A 25368-nucleotide genomic window follows, 5' to 3' on the forward strand; every position below is an offset into this window, starting at 1 on the left:
TTCTCAATCTCCGCAGATCGATTCGATCACGAGCGGTGCCGTGAAGTCTTCATGATGGAAGCCCACGAGATTCCCCACTCGTTTGAAAAACTTGTGGAAGCGTTCATCTGGATAGCCCTTCGCCTTGTATTCAGCGAGGATCTGTTCCACGGCTGACAACAGTTGCGCCGGCTCCAACCCTTCCGCAACCCGCTGTGCCGGATGTGCGTTGCGCCCGATCGCTTTGCCGCCGAGGAACAGGTCGAACTTCCCTTGGCGATAGACCATCGCGATGTCCTCATTGACCGATCCGTAGCAAGCCATCCCGCATCCCGCGAACCCGATCTTCAACTCTTTGGGAACCGTGAGCCCGCCGAAGCGTTGCATGATCTCCTCCGCCTGCGGGTAGGAGTCCGTCTTCTCCATGTTGCAGAAGTCGCAGGCTTTCAGTTGGACGACACTGCCCACAGGTTGCACGATCATCCCGGCGGCTTCCAACACACTCGCGACCTGCTCTGGTTCTGAGGTCGTCACGCGCAGGATCACGTAATGGTTCGGCGTGTACTCGATCTCCCCGTCTTCACCGACGACCTCTAGCATCGTCGCCATCTGCTTGGGCGTGAGTTTTTTGTTGCCGACCCCTGGCGACACCGCGATCTCGAGGATCAACGGCTGGGCAAAAAGCGCCCCTTGCACGTGCGCTTCACGTTCGACGACCGCCGTTTCCAAGACGCCACGGTTGACCAGCAGCGACACCGCATCCATCGCAAGTTCCGCCGAACTGCGAGGTGTGGACTTCACCTGTGCGACTCCCGCCTTCAAAGCCTCCAAGCGCTCTGTCGCATCGCCACCATGCAACGCCCACGGCTCGTTTTTCTCCAACAACCGCTCGTTCATCTGGATCGGCTGTTCGGCACGATCCAGTGTGTACTTGCGCTGGTATCCACGCGGCGTGATCATCTTGCCGTCGTACACCTTCGTGCTGGTGTTGCCGATGATCACCGTCGTCAGCATCCCGATGTCATGCTCCAACATCTCACCAAGCGTCGTCAGGATGACTTGCTGCGAGCTTCGATAGGCACTTTTCACCAACCCGACCGGCGTCTGTGCCGAACGGTACTTCAGCAAAATCTGTTGCGTCTCCACGATCTGTCTCGTCCGCCGACCACTGCGCGGGTTGTACAGCGCCACGATGAAGTCGCCCATCCCCGCCGCTTCCACCCGCTTGGCGATCACTTCCCACGGCGTCAGGTGGTCGCTGAGCGAGATCGTGCAGGCATCGTGCATCACCGGCGCCCCCAACAACGAGGCACAGGAATTGATCGCGGAGATCCCCGGGATCACCTCCACCTCAACGCCAGTCGCTTCCGTCCACCCTTGCTCGATCAACACTTCATAGACCAATCCGGCCATGCCGTAGACGCCGGCATCTCCGGAGGAGATCACGGCGACTTTTTTCCCCATCTCCGCTTGGCGAACCGCTTCGATGGCGCGGCTGACCTCCTCCGTCATGCCTGTGCGGACGATCTCTTGGTCTGTCAACAACCCGCGGATCAAGTCCACGTAGGTGTTGTATCCGATGATCACATCTGCTTCCTGAATCGCTTCCCGCGCACGATCTGTGATGTGCGCGAAGCTCCCCGGCCCGAAGCCGATGACCAGCAATTTGCCTCTCGTCGTCATCTCCCGCTCTCCTCTCCAAGCCCAAAACTCAACAAAAAAGACGCCTCCCCTATAGGAAGGCGCCTCCGATTTACTTTGAGTAAGCCCAGCACGGCACAAAAAGTCACCGCACACGGACAGAACAAGTCTCGTGACCCCATACCTCCTATTTCCACGTAAGAAGTGATGGATGTACACCAAAGGCAGGTCTCCTGACTCGTGAATCAACGCTTCCTCCGCCTTCCCATCCCCATACGGGTACAGTGGCAAATTGGAGGTCGCTCCTCACACACAGTGGCGGGACCGTGCCGGACTTTAACCGGCTTCCCTTTCAAGCTCTCGCGAGCACCTTGGTGGTCTCATATGTAGTTGGTTTGTTTCAATTCTATGAAATCATCTAAACTATATACCATTATTTTCAGGCTGTCTACAGTCCGATGTCGGCAAACGTCGCCATCTCGCGCACCAAGCGCGTGGCTGATTCCAGCAACGGCATCGCCAAAACCGCCCCCGTTCCCTCGCCCAATCGCATCTCAAGTTGCAACAGCGGCGACAACCCGATCGCGTCCAAGATCACGCGATGGGCAGGCTCTTGCGACAGATGCGAGGCGAACAGATACGCGCCGACTTTTTCCTCCAAGCGGTGCGCGACCAACGCCGCCGCACCTGCGATCACACCATCGACCAACACGGCGATCCCCGCACTGGCCGCCCCCAGCACCACGCCGACCAGACCGGCAATCTCCAATCCACCGACCTTCGCCAGCACATCCAGCGCATCTGCCGGATTCGGCTGGTTGACCTCCAACGCCCGTTGAATCACGGCGCCTTTGTGTGGCAGGACGCTGGTTTCGATCCCGGTGCCGCGCCCGATCAACTCCAGCAACGGATGCCCGGTCAGCACCGCCGCGATCGCAGAGCTCGGCGTGGTATTGCCGATGCCCATCTCGCCCAATGCAACAACTTGCACGCCGTCTCGCTGCAGACGTTTTGCGATCGTGATCCCGACTTCAATCGCCGCCAGCGCTTCCTCGCGGCTCATCGCAGGTCCGACCGCCATGTTGTCGGTGCCCGCCTTGACCTTCGCGGATACGATGCCGTCGATCTCCTGTTCACAGCAACTGCCCACGTCAACCACATGCACATCCGCGCCCATCTGCCGCGCCAGCACATTGACGGCCGCACGCCCACTTGAGAAATTCGCCATCATCAACCCCGTCACCGCAGATGGATACGCACTAACCCCTTCCGCCACCACGCCATGATCGCCACACATCACGACGACCGCACGCTTGGTGACCTCGGGGAACACCTTGCCTTGTATGCCAGCGAGCCGGATGCCGATTTCCTCCAGCTTCCCGAGGCTGCCGAGCGGTTTGGTCAATTGATCCCACCGCGCCCGCGCGTCCTCCATGACCTGTGCATCCAACTCGCGAACCCCTACACCCAATTTCAAATTCAACATGCGCACTCATCCTCTCCTCGATGGTTTTCCCTGAGCTGGACATCGTAAAAAATCCAAGCCCGAATAAGCTTGGATTGTCCAGACCCAATCGAAAGTGTGTCACACAATAGGCAGGTCTCCTGGCTGTCGGATCATCCCTCGCTTCTGTGCCTTCCCAGCGACAAACACCAGTGGCAGCAGAACAGTCCCCGACCACAGTGGCGGGCCCGCGCGTCTCTCGCTTCCCTTTTCACCCCAATTGGGGCACCTGTTGTGGCGATGTGATTTTTTCACTCTCACTATAGATTAAATTCCTACCCCTGTGAAGCGCGTTGCACAAAAAGTGCAGGTCGCTGCGTACAATCTGGTAAGATCGAGGGAACAGGAGGGAGGCACGATTCCCATGAACTTTACAAATGAGCAACGCGACGCCGTCTACGAGGCGATTCACAACCGCCGCGACATCCGCAAATTCCTCCCCACGCCGCTGGAAGCTGAAAAAGTCGAGCGCATCCTGCTCGCTGGGCATCACGCCCCATCGGTCGGTTTCATGCAACCGTGGGACTTCATCCTCGTCCGCGCCCAAGACCGCAAGGACCGTCTCGCACTCGCTGCGGACAGGGAACGCCAAGCGCTCGCGATCCACTTCGCCGCCGAGGGGCGCGACGACAAATTTTTGCAACTCAAAGTCGAAGGGCTGCGCGAAGCCCCGTTGACCGTCTGCATCACCTGCGACCCGACGCGGGGCGGCGATCATGTCTTGGGGCGCAACTCGATCCCGGAAACCGACATCCTCTCCGTGGCCTGCGCCATCCAAAACATGTGGCTGGCCGCCTATGCGGAAGGGATTGCGATGGGCTGGGTCTCTTTTTACAAAAAACCTGACGTCCGCCGCATCCTCGAAATTCCACCACACATCGAGCCGGTCGCGCTGCTCTCCTTTGGCTATACAGACCACTACCCCAAGCGCCCGATCCTCGAAGAATCCGGCTGGGCACAGCGCCAGTGTTTCGAATCCCTGCTCCACAACGACACGTGGAACAACCGCTAACCCTAGAGCATTTCAACAAAAAGAGGCACAGCCGTCGCGGCTCGCCTCTTTTTTCTCAACCCTCTAGCGCTTCAAAATCTCTCCCAGCTTCACAACTTGCCCCTTGCCGTCAGTCTGAAGTGTAACGCAACGCGCTTACGTGAGTTCCTGACGCTTCGACAGCCCTTGAAACCAGCGGTTCCAATCATCGATCCCACCGCCGAGCAACAGCGGACGCAGTTCCTCACACAAATTCTGGAAGCCTTGACCGCCGAGGACGAACTTCAAGAGCGGGAACTTCGCTCGCAGTCGATCGATCAGCCCCTCCAGATCTGGCAACAACTCCGGGTCGGTGATCGACATACAGATCCAGTCCACCCGGTAGCGTTCGATCAACAACTCCAGCCCTTCGTTTGGCGTGTTCGATCCGAGGTAGACGACCTCGACACCCTGACGACGCAGGAACAGTGTGAACAGCAACAACCCAATCTGGTGCTGCTCTCCAGACGGGCAGAACGCCAAGACTTTCGGCAAGCCCGGATTGACCCCGAACACGCTGAAAAACTGGAAAAACCGCTGCATGATAAAGTGGCTCGCAAAGTGCTCCTGCGCCACCGTCACCGCGCCAGCCTCCCAATCATCTCCGATCTGGTGCAACAACGGGGCGAGCAATTGATGAAACACATCTTCAAAATGAAACATCGAAAACGCCAAGCTCAGCAACTGGTTGGCCTGCTCCGAATCAAAGGTCGTCAGCGCCCCATACAACCGCTCCCGCAGCGACTCATAACTCTCGCCCGCACGCACAGTGCCCAGCGGTGCCGATTCGGAGAGCAACTTGCGCTGTTCCCGCGTCTTCTCCAGCATCTTGACCGCCTGCGAGATGTTGACGCCCTTTTCCTCCGTCTGGACTTTCAACCAGCGCAGGTCTTCAATGTCCTGTTCCGAATACAACCGGTGCCCCGATCCCGAACGCGTCGGGACCACAACATGGTACCGCCGCTCCCAAGCTCGGATCGTCACAGCTGGCATCTCCAGCAACTTGGAAACAGATTTTATGTTATACATGGCTTCCACGCCTTTTCCATTCTAGATTATACAATCATTCTACAACCATGATACACAAAAATTTGCCTCACTTCCAGATAATCTTTGCAGGACGAGACATACTACTCTCTGGACACACCAAATGTCCCCCTACAAAGAAGGAGAGTGTACATATGAACCCGATGAATTTGCCTACATCTGCACACCAACCAGCACCCGATCTGCAAGCGGTGCTCACAAACGTTACCAACTTCGAGGGGCGCTTCAACCTCGACAAGTCTGGTTTTGATCCCAATATGCCAGGCCATTCCACCGAACATCTCGACCGCATGGTGCTGCGTCAACCGCCGCGCACAGTCAAACATCCGGGCGCTGGCATCGGTCTCCCCTATGAAATTCGTCTGGAGATGGCCTTGATGCTGGACGATCACCTCTGTGCTCTGAATGTGGCGCGCAACCAATACACCAAGCACCACTGGATGTCCGAAGGGGCCGAAGCGTTCCTCTCCCTGCACGAACTTCTGAATGAACACATCGAAAAAACCAACAAGCACATCGACGAGATCGGGGAGCGCGTCGCTCGCCTCGGTGGCGTTCCGACTGCACATCCCGTCACCCAGCACGAACTTTCCTATATCAAGCATGAAGTTGAAGGCCGATACACGATGCGCGACTACCTGCGAAACGACCTTGAACATGAATTGAAAATCCAGCAGATGATCCGCAAGCAGATCACCCGTGCCCAAGAACTTGGCGACCACGGCACCGTGCAAGTTTTGGAGGAAGTGCTCGTCGATCGCGAGGACCTCGGCTACCACCTCTACAGCACGCTAGAGGACGACACGCTGACCCGTGGGATGAACCACCTGTACGATGGCACCAACGATCTGCGCCTCGACCGCAATCCCAACCCCGAGAACAGCAACCTTCAATAATGCTGGACAAAAAAAGCGCCCACGTGCATCTGGGCGCTTTTTTGATTATAATGAACTAATAAGTACAAAAAAGACCCCCAAATCAAGGAGGCCCATCATGTCAAACTGGAACAATGCTGAAACAACTTGCGTCATCTCCGTCTACCGCCCGAAAGCAGGTCTCGCGGAGAAACTCAACGAGATCGTCCGCCGTCATGTCCCGACCCTGCGCGAGGAAGGCTTGATCACCGACCGCCCGACCACCGCGCTCGTCGCAGCGGACGAGACGGTCGTCGAGATCTTCGAATGGAGTTCATACGAAGCGGTGGAGCAAGCGCACACCAACCCGCGTGTGGCCGAGATCTGGAAGGACATCGCAGAAGTCGCAGAGATCACGACGCTCTCGACACTCGCCGAAGCAAACCGTCCGTTCGCTCCATTCAAACCTTTGTTCTAACTAGCCTTGCAGGCCAACGCCTGGACTGTTCTGCTTGTTACTGGACTTGAGCAGCTTGGAACGCAGGAACGGAATCACGAAGTAGTCGCCACCAAAACGTCCTGCGTTAAAGCCAGCTGCTACGATGAAGAAGCCGAGGAAGATCAAGTTTGCGTTGATGGAGACCGTGCCAGCAAGTACATAGTTGAAGTTCATCAAGAGCCCCATGATCGCTGCAAACGTCGTCAGCGTGCCCAAGATCAGGCCGATGCCGACCAACAGCTCGCCCCACTGGACGAGGAAGTTGAACAGATCAACATTCGGGAGGGCAAATCCATCGAGGAAGTTCCCGTACCACTCTTGAACAGACGGCTTGTCGCCTGTGGATTTGGCGATGGCACCTTTCAAGAAACCGCTCGAGTCAAATGCCTTGTCACCCGTGACCTTGCCCCAACCTGCGTCGAGGAACTTCCAACCCACGTAGATACGGACGATCGTCAGAAGAGCAGACGCTACTACACTGTTTCGCAACCAATTCATCATTACATCATCAACCTCCTAATAAATTTAATAATGTCTAATTCTAGTTCATATTAACACCGAAGGGATGCCGTGTAAATGGGTACATCCGAATATATTTATTTAATACGTCCAATCCGACCGGAATTCCGTGAAAAAGTCCTCGAATCGGAGCTCGAAATCCTCAACACCCACTTTGCCTACCTCCAGAAGCTCGTCGAAACTGGCACCTGCTTGCTGGCAGGTCCCTGTCTGGACCGGGCATTTGGCATCGTCGTTCTGCGAGTGGACACGCCAGAACAAGCCCAAGAGATCATGGAAAACGACCCCGCCATCAAATTTGGCGTGATGAGCGCCGAACTGCATCCGTTCCGCGTCGCGCTGTTGGCCGAACAGCAATAAAAAAACCACCTGCCCTTGAGCAGGTGGTTTTTTTTTACTTATCGAGGCGGGACATGTGGTTGAAGGGGTAGTAACGCACGAACGCTTTGCCGAGGACGTTCTCCATCGGAACGGTGCCCCAGTAGCGGCTATCGTAGGAATTGTTGCGGTTATCGCCCATGACGAACACTTGACCTGGGGTGACGGTGAACGGCTTGTAGTCCATCGTCGGATGTTCTGCTTCGTAGGGCTCATCGAGCGCCTTGTCGTTGACGTAGACGATCCCACTCTCGATCTTGACGGTGTCCCCTGGCAGCGCGATCACGCGCTTGATCAGATGATCCTCTTCCGGTGGTACTTTCGCAGACGGCGGCGGTGTGAAGACGACGATGTCGCCGTGCTCGATTTCTCCGAATGCGTAGGAGAGCTTCTCGACGTACAAGCGATCTCCGACCATCAGCGTCGGTTGCATCGACTCACTCGGGATGTAGAAGGCTTCCGCGACGAAGTGGCGGAACAGGAAGACCAGCGCAACGGCAATGACAATCGTGCGGCCCCACTCGATCAGGGATTTTTTCATTTCTGGCTTCATAGCTCAGCCTCACTTTCGTTCTCGATACTTGTGTACTGTAATCGTAGGGCATCCCACTGTCAACGTCAACGGAATAACCTCAACACTCACAGAATGTTCATAACTCAACATAATTAAAGAGATCCACCACACTCGGAAAAATCGTCTCCTCTCGGGCGGTGACGGGTTTTTCTTGTCTACGTATCAGATCGTGCAAGTGTTGGTGCAAGAATCCTGACCGTTGGGCGCATACTACACGAGGGTCAGATCGCTCCACCATCCATCATTTCGAAGGGGGTCATCGAATGAGCTATCAACCAAACACCGACAACCTGCAAGCGCTGGAAGCACCGCAACAAGTGGACTGCTCCCGTGTAGCGACCAATGCGTTGTTCGCACAGTTGGAAGGTTTTGAAGGTGAACTGGTAGGTCATGAGCGCAACGGCCATGCCCGCGCACACCTCGGACGAAGCTTTGGACGACCGGAAGGCGAGATTCGCGAGGATATCGAGGAGGTCACCGCACAACTCCAGCAGTGCCACCTCTAACCCCCGCGAACGGACCCGCAACGAAAAAAAGACTCTGCCACCTGCGTGGCGGAGTCTTTTTTTACCTCCTGTTGACACGTGAAACTTCTCGCGCGTCACGTCCAGAAAGGCTTGGAGCGCTGGCGAGATCCACTTGTCCTTGTGCCAAGCCAGTTGCGTGTAGAGGATGATCTCCTCCCCGCCCACTGTAGGATGTGCAGACTTCACTTCGGACGCCACGGCCATCAGTTTTCCCGAACATATGCATCGGAACTTTCGAATTTACCGATATGTGGTTCCATTGTATCATGAGGTCAGAAGCGAAACACGGGGAGGCAGCACGGAATGAAAAACAAACTGTATTACGGGTGGATCGTCGTCGGCGTGACGTTTCTCACCTTGCTGGTCGCTGCGGGAATACGATCGACACCAGGGGTATTGATCCTTCCGCTGGAGCAGGAATTCGGGTGGGAGCTGACCGACATCTCGCTGGCGTTGTCGGTGAACATCCTGTTCTACGGTCTGGCCGGTCCGTTCATGGCGGCGGTGATCGACCGCCTCGGCATGCGCAAGACGATGGTGCTCTCGCTCACGTTGCTCGCGGCTGGAACGGCTTTGACGACGCTGATGACCCAGACATGGCATCTGCTGTTGCTCTGGGGCGTGCTGGTCGGGCTCGGAACGGGAACGATGAGCAACGTGCTCGGGGCGATGGTCGCCAATCGCTGGTTCGTGCAACACCGTGGCATGGTCGTCGGCATCTTGACGGCGAGTGCGGCGACGGGGCAATTGCTGTTCCTGCCGCTGCTCGCTCAGATTGCGATGAGCGCGGGTTGGCGGCAGACGGCGTTCACCACTTCGATCGCGGCGCTGGTGCTGATCCCGCTGGTTTGGTTCCTGTTGCGAGATCGTCCGCGCGACGTCGGTCTCGCTCCGCTCGGGGCATCGGAGGAGGAAGCGGCAGCCGCGCTGGCACCGCCTGTCGCGACGGGCAACCTGTTCCTCGAACCGCTGAAAGTGTTGCGGGTCGCGGTGCGCTCCAAACCGTTTTGGTTGCTGGCGGGTACGTTTTTCTTTTGCGGATTCTCGACGAACGGGTTGATCGGGACGCATCTGATTCCCGCCTGTGTGGAGCATGGCATCCCGGAAGTCACAGCGGCGGGGATGCTGGCGTTGATGGGGCTGTTCGATCTGGTCGGGACGACAGCGTCGGGCTGGCTGTCCGACCGGTTTGACAACCGCTGGTTGTTGTTCTGGTACTATGGATTGCGCGGGCTGTCGCTGCTGTTCCTGCCGTATGCGCTCGACAGCGGGTATGTGCCGATGCTGGCGTTCACGATCTTCTACGGGCTCGATTGGATCGCCACCGTCCCGCCGACCGTGCGCCTGACCGCCGATCTGTTCGGCAAGGAAAAAGTCGGCATGGTCTACGGCTGGATCGCGTGCGCCCACCAACTCGGCGCGGCGACGGCGGCGTATGAAGCGGGCCTGTTGCACTCGCTGTTTGAGAGCTATGCCGTGCCGTTCCTGCTCTCCGGCGGTGTTTGCATCCTCGCCGCCGCGATGGCGTTGCGGATCAAGCGTCCTGTGCAGGCGACCTCGTAGCAATCTGGAGATCACTGTATAAAAAACCCTGACCACATGTGTGGTCAGGGTTTTTTTTCCGCCTCGGCGGTGAGGGCTTGCAGCAGGTTCATCGCGTTGATCGCCGTCGGGAATCCCGCATACGGAACCGTTTGCAGGATGACTTCCTCCAGCTCTTGGGGGGTGACCCCGACATTCAGCGCCCCTTCCATATGAACGCGCAATTGCGGTTCGCGACCGAGGGCGGTCAGGAGGGCGACGATGATCAACTCCCGCTCCCGAAGCGAGAGCACATCGCGGCCCATCACTTCACCATAGGAGAATTCGACGATGAATTTGCCGAGGTCGCCCAGTTTGGCGATCTTGTCAGCGACGAGGTTGTCATCCAGTTTTGCGAGCACGTCGAGCCCGCGTTGGTAGCGGTCTTGGGTCATGATCTCAACTCCTTCGATTGGCTCCAGATGTGGTAGAGGCCGTATCCGAGGGAAGCCCCCAGCGTGTTCAGCATGACATCATCGATGTCCGCCTCGCGAGCGCCCGTCAAGTATTGCAGAAACTCGATCCCGACGGAGACCAGCAGGCCGAGAGCGGTGGTTTTGCCCAAGCTGCGGTAGCGCGCGAACAAGACCGGCACCAGAAACCCCAGCGGGGCAAACATCACGACATTGCCTGCGAGGTTCAGCACGGCGACGAGCGGTCGGTAGAGCAACCACTTCATCTCCACAAACGGAATCCAGTTCACATGTCTCGCGATGTCAAAGTAGATCGTAAGCGGGAAAAACGTCACATACGTGACGGCCAAACTGTATAGAAAGAACAAATTCAACCACAACTCACGCCATCCGATCCATTGCGTTCGTTGCAAGCGAACCCGTTTCCATCTCCAATTCATCCACAGTGCCAATACAGGCAGGACAAACACCACATACGAGATCCGAATCATGAACCTGCTGACACTCCTCTCAGGTTGGTGAGGCTAGTATACCATTGATTGGTAACGAGTTGGGAGGTCCTTTTTTACCCGCGAACTCTGCGTTGGGAGAACGTAAAAAAAAAAACCAGCGCCGCAAAGGCTCTGGTTTTTTTCTCCTAGTGCACATACCGGCCATGCTTCGGAATGGCGATTTGATCGAAATCGCGGGCGAGGTTGTCCAACCCGTTTGTCAAAAGGTCGCCCGACATCGGCCGCCCATGTCCCGTGTACGCAACGCTCGGTTTCAAGGCGGCGAGGATTTTGACCGACTCCCACGCAGCTTGCCAATCGGGTGTGAAGTACGCAGGCGGGCCATGTAGTTCCTGCTCTTGGGTGAGCACAGCCAGCAGCGACTCCTGCTTCACCGTGATAAACGCATCGCCCGCGATCAGGACGCGATCCTCCTCACGGAACAGCGAGACATGCCCAGGGGTGTGACCGGGCGTGTGAATCCACTTCCAACCTGGCAGTTCGGAGATCGTACCATCATCAGGCAGCGCTTGAACGCGGTCTCTCAAGTCGATCGGGTCATCCGGGAAGAGAACCGACAGCCTCGCCACCAATCCTCCACCAACGGTAGGATCGGGCGGTGGATACGCAGCCCGCCCGGTCAGATAGGGCAACTCCAAGCGATGCGCGTAGATCGGTACATCACGCCACTTCTCCGCCAGCGGGACGATCGCCCCGACGTGATCGAAGTGACCATGCGTGAGGAGGATCGCCTTGGGCGGGCGATTCGCGCCAAAACGCTCCGTAGCCGCTTCGATGATGCGATCTTCGGAATGCGTCATCCCGGCGTCGATCAGCACCCAGTCGGAGTTCGGACCCGGTGTGCCGATGAATTGCAGGTTGACGATCTGGGTCGTCAGGTTGTGAATATCAGGGAGCATCACTTGCCCCATTCCGTTGGCCGTGGTGGCTTCGCTGTGCTGTTGGTTTTCCATGGCATTTCCCTCCTCGCCTTGTTAATGTGCGGCGGCTCGGAGGATTCTATGCTGGGTCCTTCCCCAGAACGGAACGATGTCGCGAGTAGGTGAGGTAGACGACCAGACCGATCGCAAGCCAGATGAAGAAGGCGATCCACGTGATGCGCTCCAATTGGCTCATCAAGTAGAGACAGCAGGCGATGGCGAGTAGCGGCAAGTACGGTACGCCCGGACAACGGAATTTACGCGGAAGATCAGGGCGCGTCTTGCGCAGCACCAACACACAGACCGAAACCATCGCAAATGCCGCCAGCGTGCCGATGTTGATCAGCTCCGCGAGACGATCCAGCGAGATCAGCCCGCCCAAGACGGCGGCCACGATGCCCGAGAACCACGTGGAGCGAACCGGCGTGCCGCGTTTCGCGTCGACTTTTGAGAACATCTTGGGCAGCAGACCATCGCGCGACATGGAGTAGAAGATACGGGTCTGGCCGAACATCACGACGAGCAAGACGGTGGTCATCCCCAAGATCGCGCCGACGTCGATGAAGCCCGCTACCCAGTTTTGACCCGCCACTTGCAAGGCCAGCGACACCGGATGATCGACACCCGCAAATTGGGCGAACGGAACGATGCCGGTCATGACGAGCGATACGGTGACGTACAGCACGACGCAGATCAGAAGCGAGTAGAGAATGCCACGCGGCAACTGACGACCGGGATCGCGTGTCTCTTCCGCCGCTGATGACACGATATCGAAACCGATGAAGGCGGTAAACATCACGGCAGCCGACTTGACGATCCCGCCAAACCCAAACGGTGCAAAAGGCTGCCAGTTTTCTGGGCGCACATACTTGGCTCCGACCAGCACGAACAGCAGGATGACACCGAGCTTGACGATGACCATCAAGTTGTTGATGCGCGCCGATTCGCGGACACCGCGTGAGAGGAGGAACGTGATCAGGAGGATGATCAGCGCTGCGGACAAGTTGAAGTACGTCGTCGAACCTGGTACTGCGCCAGGGGCAGCAGTCAAGGCTGTCGGCAGTGAGAATCCGGTCAAGCCCTTGATCAGAGATTGGAAGTACCCAGACCAGCCGACGGCCACTAAACTCAGCGCCAGCGTGTACTCCAAGACCAGATCCCAGCCGATCATCCATGCGAAAAGTTCCCCGATCGAAGCGTAGGTGTAGGTGTACACAGAGCCTGAGACCGGAATCGTCGAAGCGAACTCTGCATACGCCAATCCGCACAGCGCACAAGCAAAGCCTGCGACGAGAAAGGAGATGATCAGGGCTGGGCCAGCGGTCAGCGCGCCTTTGCCCGTCAGTACGAAGATCCCTGTTCCGATAATCGCCCCGATGCCCATCATCACCAAGTCCCACGTGCCTAGTGATTTTTTCAAAGTACTGCCAGATTGAGCGCCACTAATCATGGCATCGATATTTTTCTTACGGAAAAAATTCATTTTTGCTCGACATCCCTTTCAGACTCATTTGTTTTGTCTGATAATACAAACTTATCGAAGGCATGTCAAAGCTCGACCGTTTGGTAGATTAGCGTTTTTGTGCAACAAAAAGGCCCTCGTTTCCGAGGGCTTTTTCCTAACCAATAGGATTGTCGATCAGCGTTGTCAGGTTAAATACATGGACATGACCGTCGACGAAGGTGGTTACCCCTTTTACAAAATGGATGTGCTTCCCGTTGCCAACAGGAATCGCAGGGCCTGTGACGATGCGCAGTAGTCGATGATGATGGTCGAGGAAGTCCGTATTCGTGGTGAGCACGTGTACGTGACTGTCGCCTCGCGGGATCGCTTCCCCGGAAACCCCTGCAAAGCGATGATTGTGCCGATCATCGCCTTCCTCGGCAAGCTTCGTGCTGCCGAGGAACTCATGGACATGCCGTTGGCGCTTGGTCTTTCTGTGTTTGCCTTTGTTCGAGAGCCGTTTGATCGATGATTTTTTCATGGTATCCCTCCCAATCGAGTGAATACCACTTTATTACTTTCGGTGACCGATGGTGTTAAGCAGGAACCTATTTTGGAGGAATTGAAAAAGAAACCCTCAAGCTGTCGAAGGTTTCTCATCTCGCGTACATCCTCGATTGAATCGATGGGTCTAGCTTACCAGCCGAAGTTCAGCGTCTTCCCGGTTTCAACGTAGGTTTTGATGTTACTCAGAATCATCGGCCAGTGTTCCCGCGAGTTGGCGTAAGACGGGTGATCGGCAGGCCATTGGTCGTTGAGCAGCGTAAGTTTCGTGCAGTCACCGACAGCTTCCAGCGTGAACGTAACACGAGTTTCCAGCGTTTCGTGGTTTTCGTTGTAGGACGGCCCCGGATGCTCCGTGTAACTGAGGACCTGATTGGGCTCGAATGCCAAAATGGTACCGTAAACATGCACCGTCTGCTCTCCGTCAGCACCAGGCCCGACATAGGCGTACCGCTCGCCTACTTGGAACGTCGATTGTATGGTCGTGCCAAAGAAAGTTTGCTTGACGCCTTCATCTGATACAAGCGCTTGCCAAACATCCTCCGGGTTTGCTCCAATGTAATAGTGGTAGGTCAAATCCACGGCTATTCCTCCTGAGTATCGCTGTACTTGCAATTGATCGTTTCAATCGCTACTCTGATTATAAGTATTCTAAGTTGATATGTCTTGTAAAAAATCGAGAAACCTTGCGAGGTATGGTGTTCGAAGAGATAGCCGATCACAGTTTGAAGAAAAAAGAGGTGCTGAGATGACCATTTATGTAGGGTTTCTACGTGGAATCAATGTCGGTGGGAACAACAAAATCAAGATGGCCGACTTGAAACATATGCTCGAATCGCTCGGCTTCACCCGTGTGCAAACATATATCCAGAGCGGCAACGTGGTGTTCGAAGCGGAGGAAGCCGGAGAGCAACTCCTGCAAGCGCAAATCGAGGCTGAAATCAGCAAGGTATTCGGTATGTCGATCTCGGTGATGTTGAGAACCGCCGAAGAATTGGAGCACATCATCGAAACCTGCCCGTTCTCTCCAGACTCTTTGTCCGCAGGTGAAAGCATCCACCTCACGCTATTAAAAGACGCCCCTTCACGAGAAGAACTGGACAAGTTGCCGGACGTGGCACAGGGCAATGATGAATACTTTTTGGAGGGTCGCGAGCTCTACCTGATGCTGCGCCAGAGCATCCTCGATTCCAAGTTGCCGAAAAAGTATCAAAAGCTGAGTCCCCAGACGTCTCGTAATTGGAAGACGATCATGAAACTCTACGCGATGGTACAGGCGATGGAACCGCGTGGGTGACACCCTTAGAGATGGACGATCGCTTGTAAATCTGTAAACTACTCAAAAAAGCGACCCTTGTCAGGTCGCTTTTTCCTATTGCTCCGATCAGCTTACCGTTCCTGCAACGCTACTTTCAAGCCGAGCCCGATGTAGATCGTACCTACGATCTTGCCACTCCAACGAGCGAGCCAAGAGACGCGCTTGACCAGCCTGCCGAGCAGTCGCATGCTCATGGCGATGCTGGTGGTGTAGATGACGCCGAGCACGACGAAAAGCAAGCCGAGGAGTAGAAACTGGACAACGGACGCCCCGCGTTCTGGATGAACGAATTGCGGGAGAAATGCGAGGAAGAACAGCGCTGTCTTGGGATTGAGTACTTCCGTTACGATGGCTTGCCCGTAGGCTTTGAGCGGTGACACCTGTTCAACTTGCGGAAGTTGCGGGTCAGTTGGTTTTTCCAACAGGGCGCGGATGCCCAAGTAGAGCAAGTACGCGACCCCTGCGAACTTGACAAAATTGAAGGCGACTGCGGAAGTCATCAAGATCGCGGATAGCCCGACAGCAGCAAAGATCGTATGGATAAAATCCCCCGTTGCGATGCCCAGCCCCGCCATCACGCCCGCTTTTCGCCCGCCCTGTACGGTACGAGTGGCCGTCAAGAGTACAGCCGGACCTGGGATTAGAAACAGGCCCAGTACCACGACGATGAACGTGCCCAAGGTAGAGAGTTCGAACATTGGCTTCCCCTCCAGTTTTTCGTGCGGTTAGAAGTGCGTAGGAATCAATTCTACTCGCAGACCAGCGATCCTGCACGCTCGACCTCGCTCTTTTGTATTCATTTAAAATCTACGTTAAGCTCTAGAATTCAAGCTTGTTAATTGGCTCCGTCCCGACGAGTGGTCGATTATCGCTGAAAAGGATGAGCCTAGGAATTCCTTACTCCCACCGTTATTTCAACTTCCGCCATCTCGCATTACGCCCTAGTTCCACACACTCGATAACTCCCTGTTGGCTCAGTTGGCTCAGCGTTCTCGTTACTGTCGGTCGTGCGATTCCGGGGCACCGGTCCAACAAATCTGCTATGGTAAAGTCTGCAATAAAGCTGTCAACTACAGACTCGATCTTCTTTTTCTTCCACCCACGACTTCTTGTGGAGATCGTACCCACGTGTTCATCAAATTTTTGATAGGCCCGCAGGACGATTGTTAGATAGTACTCTAGCCATGGAGCCACATCGTGCTCTCCATCATGCCAACCTTGCGAGGACTGCTGTAATGTTTTATAGTACTGCTCCTTTAATTGCTCGACCAATTTTTCCAAACTGATGTAGCGACCTACTTCAAATCCTCCAAGGTACAGTACCCACAATGTCAGTAAACGTGCCATACGTCCGTTTCCATCTGAAAATGGATGAACAGACAAAAAGTCCAAGACAAACAATGCATCTAGAACGAGTGATGGGACTTGTCCCTTATCTTTTTTCTCCAGATAGAGTTGGCATAGCTCCTCCATTGCGTCTTGCGTTTTCCAAGCTGGTACAGGAATAAATCGAACTACCTGTTCACCAGATGGCAACGTTTCACGAATAAAGTTATCTACAGATTTCCAATTCCCTCCGGTTCCAGTGGAAAGTGCCATCATAGTTCTATGAACTTGTTGGATGATATGAGGTTTAATAGGCATATGTGTTGCAGATGCATGTATAAGTTCTAGGCAATCCCGATAGCCCGCAATTTCTGCTTCATCACGGTTCCGTGGTTCGACCTTCTCCTTAACTAGCAAAGAAATTCTCTTATCCTCCGCAAAAATACCCTCAATTCGGTTAGAGGATTCCACACTTTGAATTTTAGCAACTTGCAAAAGAGCGTCTAACAGCTCTGGGGATTGATGTTTGTAAAGTTCTTGCTTCCCCTTGTATTCATTGATCCTGTTTAGCAGATTAACGACGGGTAAGTTATAGCTGATCTTCTCAATCTTATCATCCCGGAATGACATCATAAAATCGCCCCCTTATCTATATCATTATACAATCTCATGATATATATAACCAGATCGATTTGTACGATTGCCACATTACTCCTCTCGCCCGCATACTGGATGCAGTGGTCTGAATATGGAAGCTGTGCATTCTTCAAAATTGTGTTTCGCCTCGTGCCAATAACATTTCGCGAATGCGTTCCGTGTCAGCCTCTGCTTGCCTCACACTGCCCGTGATGGAAGAAAGTGAACATACGAAAGGGCCCGAATCAAAAGTTTCGAGCCCTTCTCATCTATCTCAAGATTTTTGTACCCGTCCATTTCTTGGATGGGTCTGGGGCCGTATTGCCATAGCTCCAATTTCCATCAAATACATCGCCATTTGCGTTAAATCTAAATTCGATCCTACCTGCATTGTCCCGATCGCCTGCTGGATACAGTCTCCTCCAATGACCGACCATCGTGGTGCCATGCATCGCACCCATGATTTCGCCGTGACTAGTTCCTGCTTGATACGTACCTAGAACAGTAATCCGATCTTCAAGCAGTCTCAGGTTCATAGGCCCATAGTTTGTTTGCCAGTCTCCGCCTATGCTCCATACCCGATGTAACGGTTGATACGGATAACCGTGACTCGCGTAAGTTGGATGCTGGTAGCGTACAACGGGTGCGTAATACATCCAGTCTTGCCAAGTCACAAACCCATGTTGTTGACGTCTGGTCATGTAGGAATGTCCCCCCCCTGCGTAAGCTTTTCGTGTACTTTATTTTATTCCTCGGATCGGGCTTAGGTGCGTGTCCCTTGTTGCCTTCGCCTTGGTGGAGTGCCCCTCGTTCAACTGCCCCTTTCCTTTAATTGGCATTGGTAGTACTATGTTAACTAACAACAACTGGAAGGGAGCTAGTATTTATATGGCATTAGAAATGAGAAACGAATGTGAGCGTTGTCATTCATCCATTGAGGATCAGTCTGAAGCTTTTATATGTGTATTTGAATGTACATTCTGCTCACCATGCACAGAAGAAATGAGTCACATCTGCCCAAATTGTGGAGGAGAACTCGTAAGAAGACCCAAGAGACCCAAAATTGTCCGTTCATGATGAATCAAACAGGGACGAGCATGAGCCTTGCACGACCGATAATATGGATATGGAGGAGCTCTCTATGAAGCCCATTACGATACCTAACCTTTCAACAAGACCGTTTATTCTGACGGTTGAGCGCATGATGGATGCCCCTGCCGATGTGCTGTTCCGAGCATGGACCAAACAGTTCGACCGCTGGTTTGCGGCACCTGGAACGTTGTTAATGACGGGAGAAGTCAACACGGTCTTCTTTTTTGAGACCGTCTACAAACCCGATACGGAAAGTGAGGCACAGCGTCATCCCCATTACGGACGATTTCTGAGGCTTGAACAAGATCGTGCAGTTGAAATGACTTGGGTTACAGGGGCCGGGGGAACCAAGGGAGCGGAGACCGTTGTTACGGTTGAACTGGAGCCTCAAGGCAGCGGTACTCGGCTGCGACTTACGCACGCAGGGTTTCCAGATGAGGATTCGAGGAACCGCCACGAACAAGCGTGGCCGCTCGTGCTTGAGCAACTCGACAAGCAGATGATGAAAAGTAGGTAAGGGGTGTTCGTAGCTAGCAATCCCCGCCACCGTCACGGAGGCGGGGATTCTTTTTCGAGAACGAGGTAGGATGATCCTGAATGAGCCCTACTCAGACTAGTCCGTATCCGCTTCGCTCAGAAGTAGAGATAACAGGCGTATTTCCTCTCGCAGGTCGCTGTGAGTATGCTCCATATACCCGTCAACTGTTTGTGTAACGGGAAAATGCCGATTATACGTAACGTAATGATAAAGTTTCAAAAAACTCTGGAGTGGAAATTCGTGATGATTCCAAGTGCTTTGGTAGCCAATGACTCCCGTCGTTCTGATCAGTAGACGAATCGCAGAAACTACCACATGTATCAAATCATTTTTGGGGACAATCGCGTCAATAGGAACCTGCCTCTCCCCACCCATATCGACAACCGATTCGTCGGGGAATACGTCAATTTTGATTCTAACGTGCTCCTCGTCTCTCAACTCCAACATCCATCGAGCAACTGTGGGTTCGCCATACCAATTGAAATAAAACGGTTTCGTACGATCGCCATCATCCCTCCCGCCAGATATCAAATGCAACAAACCCGCCAACAAATCCCTCAATGCATCCGAGATATAGCTGGCGTCAAAGTAAAATTTCTGTTCTTCGACCTCCAGACTCACATCAGCCCAGCCAATTCCACTCAATACATAGGTAAACTTCATCAAGCTATCCCCCCTCTAGTACGCTCACATTTCGCTGACTATTTATGTTCTGTTCCTCTTTATGGGTTCCTGCTGCCCTTCATAGACAACTAATCAAATGGTAACTCTCACTACCGCACTTGGACGTCCTCCCCATACTGAACGAGGTTGCCAACGCAGCGGTCTTCATGGCCTCCGATCGGGCCAGCGCGATGACCGGCACCCTCGCGAACCTGACCTGCGGCTCCATCATGGACTGATCCCCGAACCCCGATAGGACTGCCTACCAACAACATCCTGTGCAATCCTCGCCACCGCTCAGTGCCGGGGATATTTTTAGGTAACAGTGGTACAATTATTCAGAACGTACATAACAAAAACCTATCTAGAAAAGGAAAGGAGATCCGATAAAAATGGGAAATTCAAGTATAGAAGCAGGATGGAACTTGGACAACAGTTATGCGCGTCTGCCGCAATCGTTTTTTAGCATCATCAGTCCAAACCCTGTTCGCTCGCCAAAGTTGGTCATGCTCAATCATCCATTGGCAACATCCCTTGGGTTGGACGTACAGGCGTTGCACAGCGAAAATGAGATCGAAGTGCTTGCCGGCAACCGCATGCCCGAAGGTGCTTTGCCGCTTGCTCAGGCTTATGCAGGGCATCAATTCGGGCACTTTGCGAAGTTAGGGGACGGCCGGGCTCTGCTGATTGGCGAACAGATCACGCCTTCAGGTGAACGGTTTGATCTTCAGCTCAAGGGTTCGGGCAGAACGCCATACTCTCGCGGAGGTGATGGTCGAGCGGCACTTGGACCGATGCTGCGCGAATACATCATCAGTGAAGCCATGCATGCGCTCGGAATTCCGACCACCCGCAGTCTCGCCGTGGTGGCAACTGGTGAGACCGTCGTCCGTGAAACCTACCTGCCTGGTGCTGTTATGACCCGTGTGGCTGCGAGTCATTTGCGCGTCGGCACCTTTCAATACGCTGCCAAATGGGGCACTGTCGAGGATCTCCGGGCTCTGGCGGATTATGCGTTGCAACGTCATTTTCCAGAGGTTGTCGATGCTGAGAACCGCTATCTCGTGCTGCTTCAGGAAGTCATCAAGCGTCAGGCCGCACTGATTGCCAAGTGGCAACTGGTTGGCTTTATTCACGGGGTGATGAACACCGACAACATGGCCATCAGCGGAGAGACCATTGATTACGGTCCTTGCGCCTTCATGGATACCTATGACCCGGCAACGGTGTTCAGTTCCATCGACCAGCAAGGCCGCTATGCCTATGGCAATCAGCCGTATATTGCCGGGTGGAATCTTGCGCGATTTGCTGAAACCCTGTTGCCGCTGTTGCATGACGATGAGGCGCAGGCTATCCAAATCGCTCAGGATACGATTGCAAGTTACAGCGAGTTGTATCAACGTCATTGGTTTGCGGGCATGCGAGCCAAATTGGGGATCTTTAACGAGGAGCAAGAGGATGAATCCCTTGTTGAAAACCTGCTCAATATGATGCAGAAGTATCAGGCGGACTATACCAATACCTTCCGTGCATTGACGTTCGATACGCTGGAGGATACGGTCTTGTCTGGGACCCCGGAGTTTGTTCAGTGGCAAGAGCTGTGGCACGCGAGACTAGGTAGGCAGCAGGAATCGAAAGCCGCCTCGCAACAGTTGATGCAGAGTAGCAACCCTGCGGTCATCCCTCGCAACCACCGGGTAGAGGCTGCTCTGGAGAGCGCAGTAGAACAAGGCGACTACAGCGTGATGGAGAGGCTTCTCGGTGTTCTTTCAAACCCTTACGCGCACTCCCCAGAACAGGCTGAGTACGCTGCGCTGCCTGCGCCTTCCTCCCGTCCTTACCAAACCTTTTGTGGTACCTAATACGGGGCGAATGAGAAATAACCTCAACGAAAAAAGGCTAGTCTCCCTTAGGAGGCCAGCCTTTTTTGACTATGAGTTTGAGCATTCACTTAACGTTGACAACGGCGAATCTTCCGACCTGCCACTGGCGATATGACATGCTCATACTGCTTGTTTTAAACACTTTACAAGTTGGAAAAAATAGAAACCTTGTGCAACCCATAATTTCACCGAGTATCTATTTGTCAAAAGGATTGCTCAGGAAAATGTAGTATAATGTACGTATTCACAACAAAGCGGAGTCACGGACACTTCTGGGAGGGGTAGGGAAGCCATGCCAAGAGCACACAAATCAAATGAAATATTTAAACCGGGCACTTACCCTGAGCATACATATGTCATCAGACAATCAAGAAACGGCACTTACGATTCCTTGTTAGAAGAAGCTCTTGATACTGCAGGTTTTCTCACCTCCATAGTAGGACCCTCAAAGTCGGGCAAAACTGTATTATGTGAAAATGTAATAGGATCAGATAAAATGATCCTATTAAGTGGTGGGGATTTTAAAAAAGGCGTAGATTTCTGGACTACAGTCTCGAATACGATCGGGCTTCCTCTAGAAACTGAATCAACAGATGCGAATACAAATGAAGTTCAAGGCAGCATCAAAGGCAAGCTATTCATTGCTGAAGGAACAGGATCAGCAAAACACGCCTCGACACAATCATATAAAGCAAAAATGGTAACCGGAAAAGACCGAGTCATTGAGGAATTTGTCACAAACGAATTCGTCTTAGTTCTTGACGACTTTCATTACATCGACAAAGAATTGCAATTGGATATCGCCCATCAATTAAAAGATGCAATTCGCAAAGAACTGAGAGCCGTTGTCATTTCCCTGCCACATCGAGCGGATGACGCGATTCGCAAAAACAGCGATTTGAACGCACGAATGAACTTTATCAATATCGAACCTTGGTCAGCCGAGGAATTAATTGAGATCCCCTTGACCGGCTTTCGTAAACTTGGAATCGAGATCTGCAATGAGTTTGCAGCTAGATTAGCCAAGGAAAGCATCACCTCTCCGCAGTTGATGCAATCCATATGTTTAAATCTATCACGAGTTCTCAACGTAGATAAGGACCCACTCGTGAACACTGTTGGAGATGCAACTCTACTTGATCGTGCTTATCGTAAAACAACTTCACATATGGAATACAGAGATGTTATTAATAAGCTTGAATCAGGGCCACCTTCTCGCGGAAAGCAAAGAAAAAACTTTCAACTTCAAAATGGCAGAACCGTTGACCTGTACGAGGCGATCATTGAAGCACTTGCACAAGACCCGCCAACCATTTCGATTGATCTTGAAGGTCTTAAGGAACGCATCACCAAGATCATAAACACGGACTCCAGTAAACCTGAGAATCGGAAACTCAAGGATACGCTCACACAAATTCAGGGTATTATTTCAAGCAACGGAGAGTTATACAAAGTTTTAGAGTGGAAGGACGATAAGATTTATATTCTGGACCCTTATTTCCTTTTCTACTTTCGCTGGGGTCGGCCATAACGAGGAGGGCTTCCATGTCGCCCCACAAACATACACATGCCGATAAAAAAGCCAACACACCGCAAGCATCACAAACTCACCAACCGTCCCCCTCACCCCGATCCGCACAAGCCATGCTCCTCCAATTACAAAAAACCGCAGGCAACCGTGCCGTGTCCCAACTGTTTCGCGCCTCCCACGCACAGAAAACCATTCAACGCCAACTGTTGGAATACGTCCCCGGCAAGTACCCCGTCGAAGCGCACAAGACACTCGACGATGATGAGATCGCAGAACTTGATGCCCTCACCGCGACCGCACGCGCCACCGCCAAGGACATCGACACAACCGTGGAAGCAGGCCGCGATGAAGTCCAAGGTGTCATCGACCAAGTCATGGACGGCGACTTATCCGCGACCGAAGTAGCCGCCCAATTCCCGTACAGCAATGGACATGCTCGCAATTTCCAAAACAAACTGCTGGATTTGATCTCTGGGCAAGGCACCATGCACCCGTCTGCATCGGGAGGGTATGTCATCGAGGACTACGCGTCCGCCAATGCTGGAGGCGGGGTCTCCGTCCAAACCACACCGCAAAACCTCCGCAAGTCCAGACCGGACTTTATGATCACGATGGCCGAGGATCAGACAGGTCCGGGAGGTAGAGATTATGACGCGCTCTTGGATGTCACCTCCAACTCCGCCTCTTCTGTCGGGCACATCCTGACCAAGGGCGGAGGTTCTTGGGTCAAACGCGTGCAGTATCCCTATGTCGCGGAATCGGTGTACGCCCCGCTTGATTTCGGCAACGAACGGAAGGAACTCAGCGAGGAAGAGCAAGCAGCCGCCATCGAACGAGCCCGTGAAAAAGCCGCCGAGCGTGAAGAACTCGCAAAAATCAATATCGAGAAACTGAAACAGGATTTCAAATCAGCAGTAAGCCTCGTCGAGGACGATTTGACTTCAAAAGGCAAGCTGTACAAACAATTCCATTCAAAACGCGGCGTCCCCCGACTCTTGCATTCACTCACAATCCTCGGGATCATGTACAACTCCAATACCGAAAAACTCGACACGACACCTTTCGATGTCTGGTTCTCCAGCGACTATGTTGCACCCAGCGGCCAAACCCCTGGAATCGGGGAGAAAAAGGACGCCGTCAAAGCGGTGTACAGCGCGCTGAAGATCAGCGGCGGCTACAAACCTTACTAATCAACTTCAGTCCACCCTACGAAAAAAGCCTGTCACACGCAACGGTGTGACAGGCTTTTTTTATGCAAACAGGGACGCGTACTCGCCATACCCTTCCTTCTCCAAATCCTCTCTCGCAATAAAACGCAGCGCGGCAGAGTTGATGCAGAATCGAATCCCATCCGGGCCCGGACCATCGTCAAAGACATGCCCGAGATGCGAGTCGGCCTGCGCACTCCGCACTTCCACGCGCACCATGCCGTGGCTGGTGTCCTTCACGCCCTTGATGTTCGCCATGTGCAACGACTTGGAAAAACTCGGCCACCCACAATTCGAATCAAACTTGTCCAACGAGCTAAACAGCGGCTCGCCTGAGACGATGTCCACGTAGAGTCCCTCGCCTTTGTGGTTCCAAAATTCATTGCGGAACGGCGGCTCCGTTCCGTTTTCTTGCGTGACCGCGTACTGCATCGGGGTCAGTCGGGCACGGAGTTCCTGCTCGTCCTTCTGCAGCGCCCAGTTCCGATCGATGAACGCATCTCGCCCGGAACCCTGTCTGTAGCTCTTGTAGCGGGCCGGGCTCTTTTTGTGGAAATCCTGATGATACTCTTCCGCTGGGTAGAACGTTCCCGCAGGCACGATCTCCGTTGCAATCGGCTTATCAAATCGTCCGCTGGCCGCCAGTTCCCGCTTGGACTCCTCTGCCAGTCGCTGCTGTTCCTCGCTGTGTGTAAAAATCGCCGTCCGGTACGACGCTCCTCGGTCAAAAAACTGTCCGCCCGCATCGGTCGGGTCGATCTGCCGCCAGAAGAGGTTGAGCAGCTTCGTGTACGGGAACACATCCGGGTCAAATGTGATCTGCACCGCTTCCGCATGCCCGGTGGTTTCCGAGCAGACTTCTTCGTAGGTGGGGTTGACCTTGTGCCCACCGGTGTAGCCGGACACGATGCCATGAATCCCCGGCATTTCCTCAAATGGTGTTACCATGCACCAAAAGCATCCTCCTGCAAATGTCGCAAGCTCGCGACGTCCTGTCGTCTGTTGTTCGCTCATTGAAACAACCCCCTTTTCCGATCATTGTATCATCTTTGCTCCTGTGCTGGAAAATGCGGCAAGTTCTCCAGACTCGTTTCGCAACTCTTTTTGACTTTTCTATTTAAATAAAATACCATAATATATATATGTAATTTTCACAACACTCACATTTTCTCGATACTAGGAGGGGT

Annotated in this window: 28 protein-coding genes and 2 riboswitches; of the genes, 12 read left to right on the plus strand and 16 right to left on the minus strand. The window is 53.7% G+C overall.

Features of this window, described 5'->3' with window-relative positions:
* Positions 1–3 precede the first annotated feature (3 nt).
* Both cobJ and cobT read right to left on the minus strand, forming a co-directional pair.
* Positions 4–1662, minus strand: a complete 1659-nt coding sequence (gene cobJ, locus C7459_RS05410; protein ID WP_109687157.1) for a precorrin-3B C(17)-methyltransferase — start codon at positions 1660–1662, stop codon at positions 4–6.
* A 164-nt stretch (positions 1663–1826) separates the two neighbouring features.
* Positions 1827–2009: riboswitch (cobalamin riboswitch) on the minus strand.
* Positions 2010–2068: 59 nt separating this feature from the next.
* The gene (gene cobT / locus C7459_RS05415; protein WP_109687159.1) at positions 2069–3106 is read right to left on the minus strand and encodes a nicotinate-nucleotide--dimethylbenzimidazole phosphoribosyltransferase; all 1038 of its coding nucleotides are present in this window, start codon (positions 3104–3106) and stop codon (positions 2069–2071) included.
* Positions 3107–3198: 92 nt separating this feature from the next.
* A riboswitch (cobalamin riboswitch) is annotated at positions 3199–3372 on the minus strand.
* Positions 3373–3488: 116 nt separating this feature from the next.
* On the opposite strand from cobT, the gene bluB reads away from it, so the two are divergent.
* Positions 3489–4136 carry a 5,6-dimethylbenzimidazole synthase gene (gene bluB, locus C7459_RS05420; protein WP_109687161.1) on the plus strand — a complete coding sequence of 216 codons (648 nt, stop codon included), beginning with the start codon at positions 3489–3491 and terminating at the stop codon, positions 4134–4136.
* Positions 4137–4271: 135 nt separating this feature from the next.
* Here the strand turns inward: bluB and C7459_RS05425 are convergent, their stop codons facing one another.
* Positions 4272–5183 carry a MerR family transcriptional regulator gene (locus C7459_RS05425; protein WP_109687163.1) on the minus strand — a complete coding sequence of 304 codons (912 nt, stop codon included), beginning with the start codon at positions 5181–5183 and terminating at the stop codon, positions 4272–4274.
* A 152-nt stretch (positions 5184–5335) separates the two neighbouring features.
* On the opposite strand from C7459_RS05425, the gene C7459_RS05430 reads away from it, so the two are divergent.
* Together C7459_RS05430 and C7459_RS05435 are read left to right on the plus strand one after the other, a co-directional pair.
* Positions 5336–6097, plus strand: a complete 762-nt coding sequence (locus C7459_RS05430) for a Dps family protein (protein ID WP_245884402.1) — start codon at positions 5336–5338, stop codon at positions 6095–6097.
* 97 nt (positions 6098–6194) lie between these two features.
* Positions 6195–6533 (plus strand): hypothetical protein, encoded by a 339-nt coding sequence (locus C7459_RS05435; protein WP_109687165.1) that lies wholly within the window; start codon positions 6195–6197, stop codon positions 6531–6533.
* Here C7459_RS05435 and C7459_RS05440 read toward each other — a convergent pair whose 3' ends face one another.
* The gene (locus tag C7459_RS05440; protein ID WP_211320344.1) at positions 6534–7055 is read right to left on the minus strand and encodes a DoxX family membrane protein; all 522 of its coding nucleotides are present in this window, start codon (positions 7053–7055) and stop codon (positions 6534–6536) included.
* 75 nt (positions 7056–7130) lie between these two features.
* Here C7459_RS05440 and C7459_RS05445 point away from each other — a divergent pair, with 75 nt between their 5' ends.
* The gene (locus C7459_RS05445) at positions 7131–7433 is read left to right on the plus strand and encodes a YciI family protein (RefSeq protein ID WP_109687167.1); all 303 of its coding nucleotides are present in this window, start codon (positions 7131–7133) and stop codon (positions 7431–7433) included.
* A gap of 34 nt (positions 7434–7467) precedes the next feature.
* Here the strand turns inward: C7459_RS05445 and lepB are convergent, their stop codons facing one another.
* Complete coding sequence (gene lepB, locus C7459_RS05450; protein ID WP_109687169.1) at positions 7468–8004, minus strand: signal peptidase I; 537 nt, start codon at positions 8002–8004, stop codon at positions 7468–7470.
* Positions 8005–8288: 284 nt separating this feature from the next.
* Here lepB and C7459_RS23175 point away from each other — a divergent pair, with 284 nt between their 5' ends.
* Positions 8289–8531, plus strand: a complete 243-nt coding sequence (locus C7459_RS23175) for a hypothetical protein (protein WP_170119289.1) — start codon at positions 8289–8291, stop codon at positions 8529–8531.
* A 324-nt stretch (positions 8532–8855) separates the two neighbouring features.
* Positions 8856–10115: an MFS transporter gene (locus C7459_RS05460; RefSeq protein ID WP_109687174.1), complete on the plus strand. Its 1260-nt coding sequence runs from the start codon at positions 8856–8858 to the stop codon at positions 10113–10115.
* 44 nt (positions 10116–10159) lie between these two features.
* Here the strand turns inward: C7459_RS05460 and C7459_RS05465 are convergent, their stop codons facing one another.
* The 6 genes from C7459_RS05465 to C7459_RS05490 form a co-directional block, all read right to left on the minus strand.
* Positions 10160–10528 carry a carboxymuconolactone decarboxylase family protein gene (locus tag C7459_RS05465; protein ID WP_109687176.1) on the minus strand — a complete coding sequence of 123 codons (369 nt, stop codon included), beginning with the start codon at positions 10526–10528 and terminating at the stop codon, positions 10160–10162.
* Complete coding sequence (locus C7459_RS05470) at positions 10525–11037, minus strand: VanZ family protein (protein WP_109687178.1); 513 nt, start codon at positions 11035–11037, stop codon at positions 10525–10527. The genes C7459_RS05465 and C7459_RS05470 overlap by 4 nt, the downstream gene beginning before the upstream one ends.
* A gap of 146 nt (positions 11038–11183) precedes the next feature.
* Positions 11184–12011 carry an MBL fold metallo-hydrolase gene (locus C7459_RS05475; RefSeq protein WP_109687180.1) on the minus strand — a complete coding sequence of 276 codons (828 nt, stop codon included), beginning with the start codon at positions 12009–12011 and terminating at the stop codon, positions 11184–11186.
* Between the two features lie 46 nt (positions 12012–12057).
* A complete protein-coding gene (gene bcaP, locus C7459_RS05480; protein WP_109687182.1) occupies positions 12058–13461 on the minus strand; it encodes a branched-chain amino acid transporter BcaP in 1404 nt (467 codons plus the stop codon).
* 136 nt (positions 13462–13597) lie between these two features.
* Positions 13598–13963 (minus strand): YmaF family protein, encoded by a 366-nt coding sequence (locus C7459_RS05485; protein ID WP_109687184.1) that lies wholly within the window; start codon positions 13961–13963, stop codon positions 13598–13600.
* 155 nt (positions 13964–14118) lie between these two features.
* A complete protein-coding gene (locus C7459_RS05490; protein WP_109687186.1) occupies positions 14119–14568 on the minus strand; it encodes an SRPBCC family protein in 450 nt (149 codons plus the stop codon).
* 166 nt (positions 14569–14734) lie between these two features.
* Here C7459_RS05490 and C7459_RS05495 point away from each other — a divergent pair, with 166 nt between their 5' ends.
* Positions 14735–15283, plus strand: a complete 549-nt coding sequence (locus tag C7459_RS05495) for a DUF1697 domain-containing protein (protein ID WP_109687189.1) — start codon at positions 14735–14737, stop codon at positions 15281–15283.
* A gap of 92 nt (positions 15284–15375) precedes the next feature.
* Here C7459_RS05495 and C7459_RS05500 read toward each other — a convergent pair whose 3' ends face one another.
* Positions 15376–16002, minus strand: coding sequence for a LysE family translocator (locus C7459_RS05500; protein WP_109687191.1), 627 nt, complete (start codon positions 16000–16002; stop codon positions 15376–15378).
* 211 nt (positions 16003–16213) lie between these two features.
* Entirely contained in the window at positions 16214–17263 is a 1050-nt protein-coding gene (locus C7459_RS05505) for a Fic family protein (protein ID WP_109687193.1), read from the minus strand.
* Between the two features lie 891 nt (positions 17264–18154).
* Between C7459_RS05505 and C7459_RS05515 the strand changes: the two genes are divergently transcribed.
* Together C7459_RS05515 and C7459_RS05520 are read left to right on the plus strand one after the other, a co-directional pair.
* Positions 18155–18343, plus strand: coding sequence for a DUF1272 domain-containing protein (locus C7459_RS05515; protein WP_109687197.1), 189 nt, complete (start codon positions 18155–18157; stop codon positions 18341–18343).
* Positions 18344–18407: 64 nt separating this feature from the next.
* Positions 18408–18875 carry an SRPBCC family protein gene (locus C7459_RS05520; RefSeq protein WP_245884403.1) on the plus strand — a complete coding sequence of 156 codons (468 nt, stop codon included), beginning with the start codon at positions 18408–18410 and terminating at the stop codon, positions 18873–18875.
* A 96-nt stretch (positions 18876–18971) separates the two neighbouring features.
* Here C7459_RS05520 and C7459_RS05525 read toward each other — a convergent pair whose 3' ends face one another.
* Both C7459_RS05525 and C7459_RS23180 read right to left on the minus strand, forming a co-directional pair.
* Complete coding sequence (locus C7459_RS05525) at positions 18972–19559, minus strand: hypothetical protein (protein ID WP_109687199.1); 588 nt, start codon at positions 19557–19559, stop codon at positions 18972–18974.
* A 110-nt stretch (positions 19560–19669) separates the two neighbouring features.
* Positions 19670–19834: a hypothetical protein gene (locus tag C7459_RS23180; protein WP_170119290.1), complete on the minus strand. Its 165-nt coding sequence runs from the start codon at positions 19832–19834 to the stop codon at positions 19670–19672.
* A 117-nt stretch (positions 19835–19951) separates the two neighbouring features.
* Between C7459_RS23180 and C7459_RS05530 the strand changes: the two genes are divergently transcribed.
* The 3 genes from C7459_RS05530 (at position 19952) to C7459_RS05540 (ending at position 24163) form a co-directional block, all read left to right on the plus strand.
* Complete coding sequence (locus C7459_RS05530; RefSeq protein ID WP_109687201.1) at positions 19952–21421, plus strand: protein adenylyltransferase SelO; 1470 nt, start codon at positions 19952–19954, stop codon at positions 21419–21421.
* Positions 21422–21734: 313 nt separating this feature from the next.
* A complete protein-coding gene (locus C7459_RS05535) occupies positions 21735–22973 on the plus strand; it encodes a hypothetical protein (RefSeq protein ID WP_109687203.1) in 1239 nt (412 codons plus the stop codon).
* Between the two features lie 14 nt (positions 22974–22987).
* Positions 22988–24163, plus strand: a complete 1176-nt coding sequence (locus tag C7459_RS05540; protein WP_109687205.1) for a hypothetical protein — start codon at positions 22988–22990, stop codon at positions 24161–24163.
* 60 nt (positions 24164–24223) lie between these two features.
* On the opposite strand, the gene msrA is transcribed toward C7459_RS05540, so the two are convergent.
* Entirely contained in the window at positions 24224–25195 is a 972-nt protein-coding gene (gene msrA, locus C7459_RS05545; RefSeq protein ID WP_109687207.1) for a peptide-methionine (S)-S-oxide reductase MsrA, read from the minus strand.
* Between the last annotated feature and the right edge of the window lie 173 nt (positions 25196–25368).

Source organism: Tumebacillus permanentifrigoris (assembly GCF_003148565.1).
Taxonomy (GTDB): Bacteria; Bacillota; Bacilli; order Tumebacillales; family Tumebacillaceae; genus Tumebacillus; species Tumebacillus permanentifrigoris.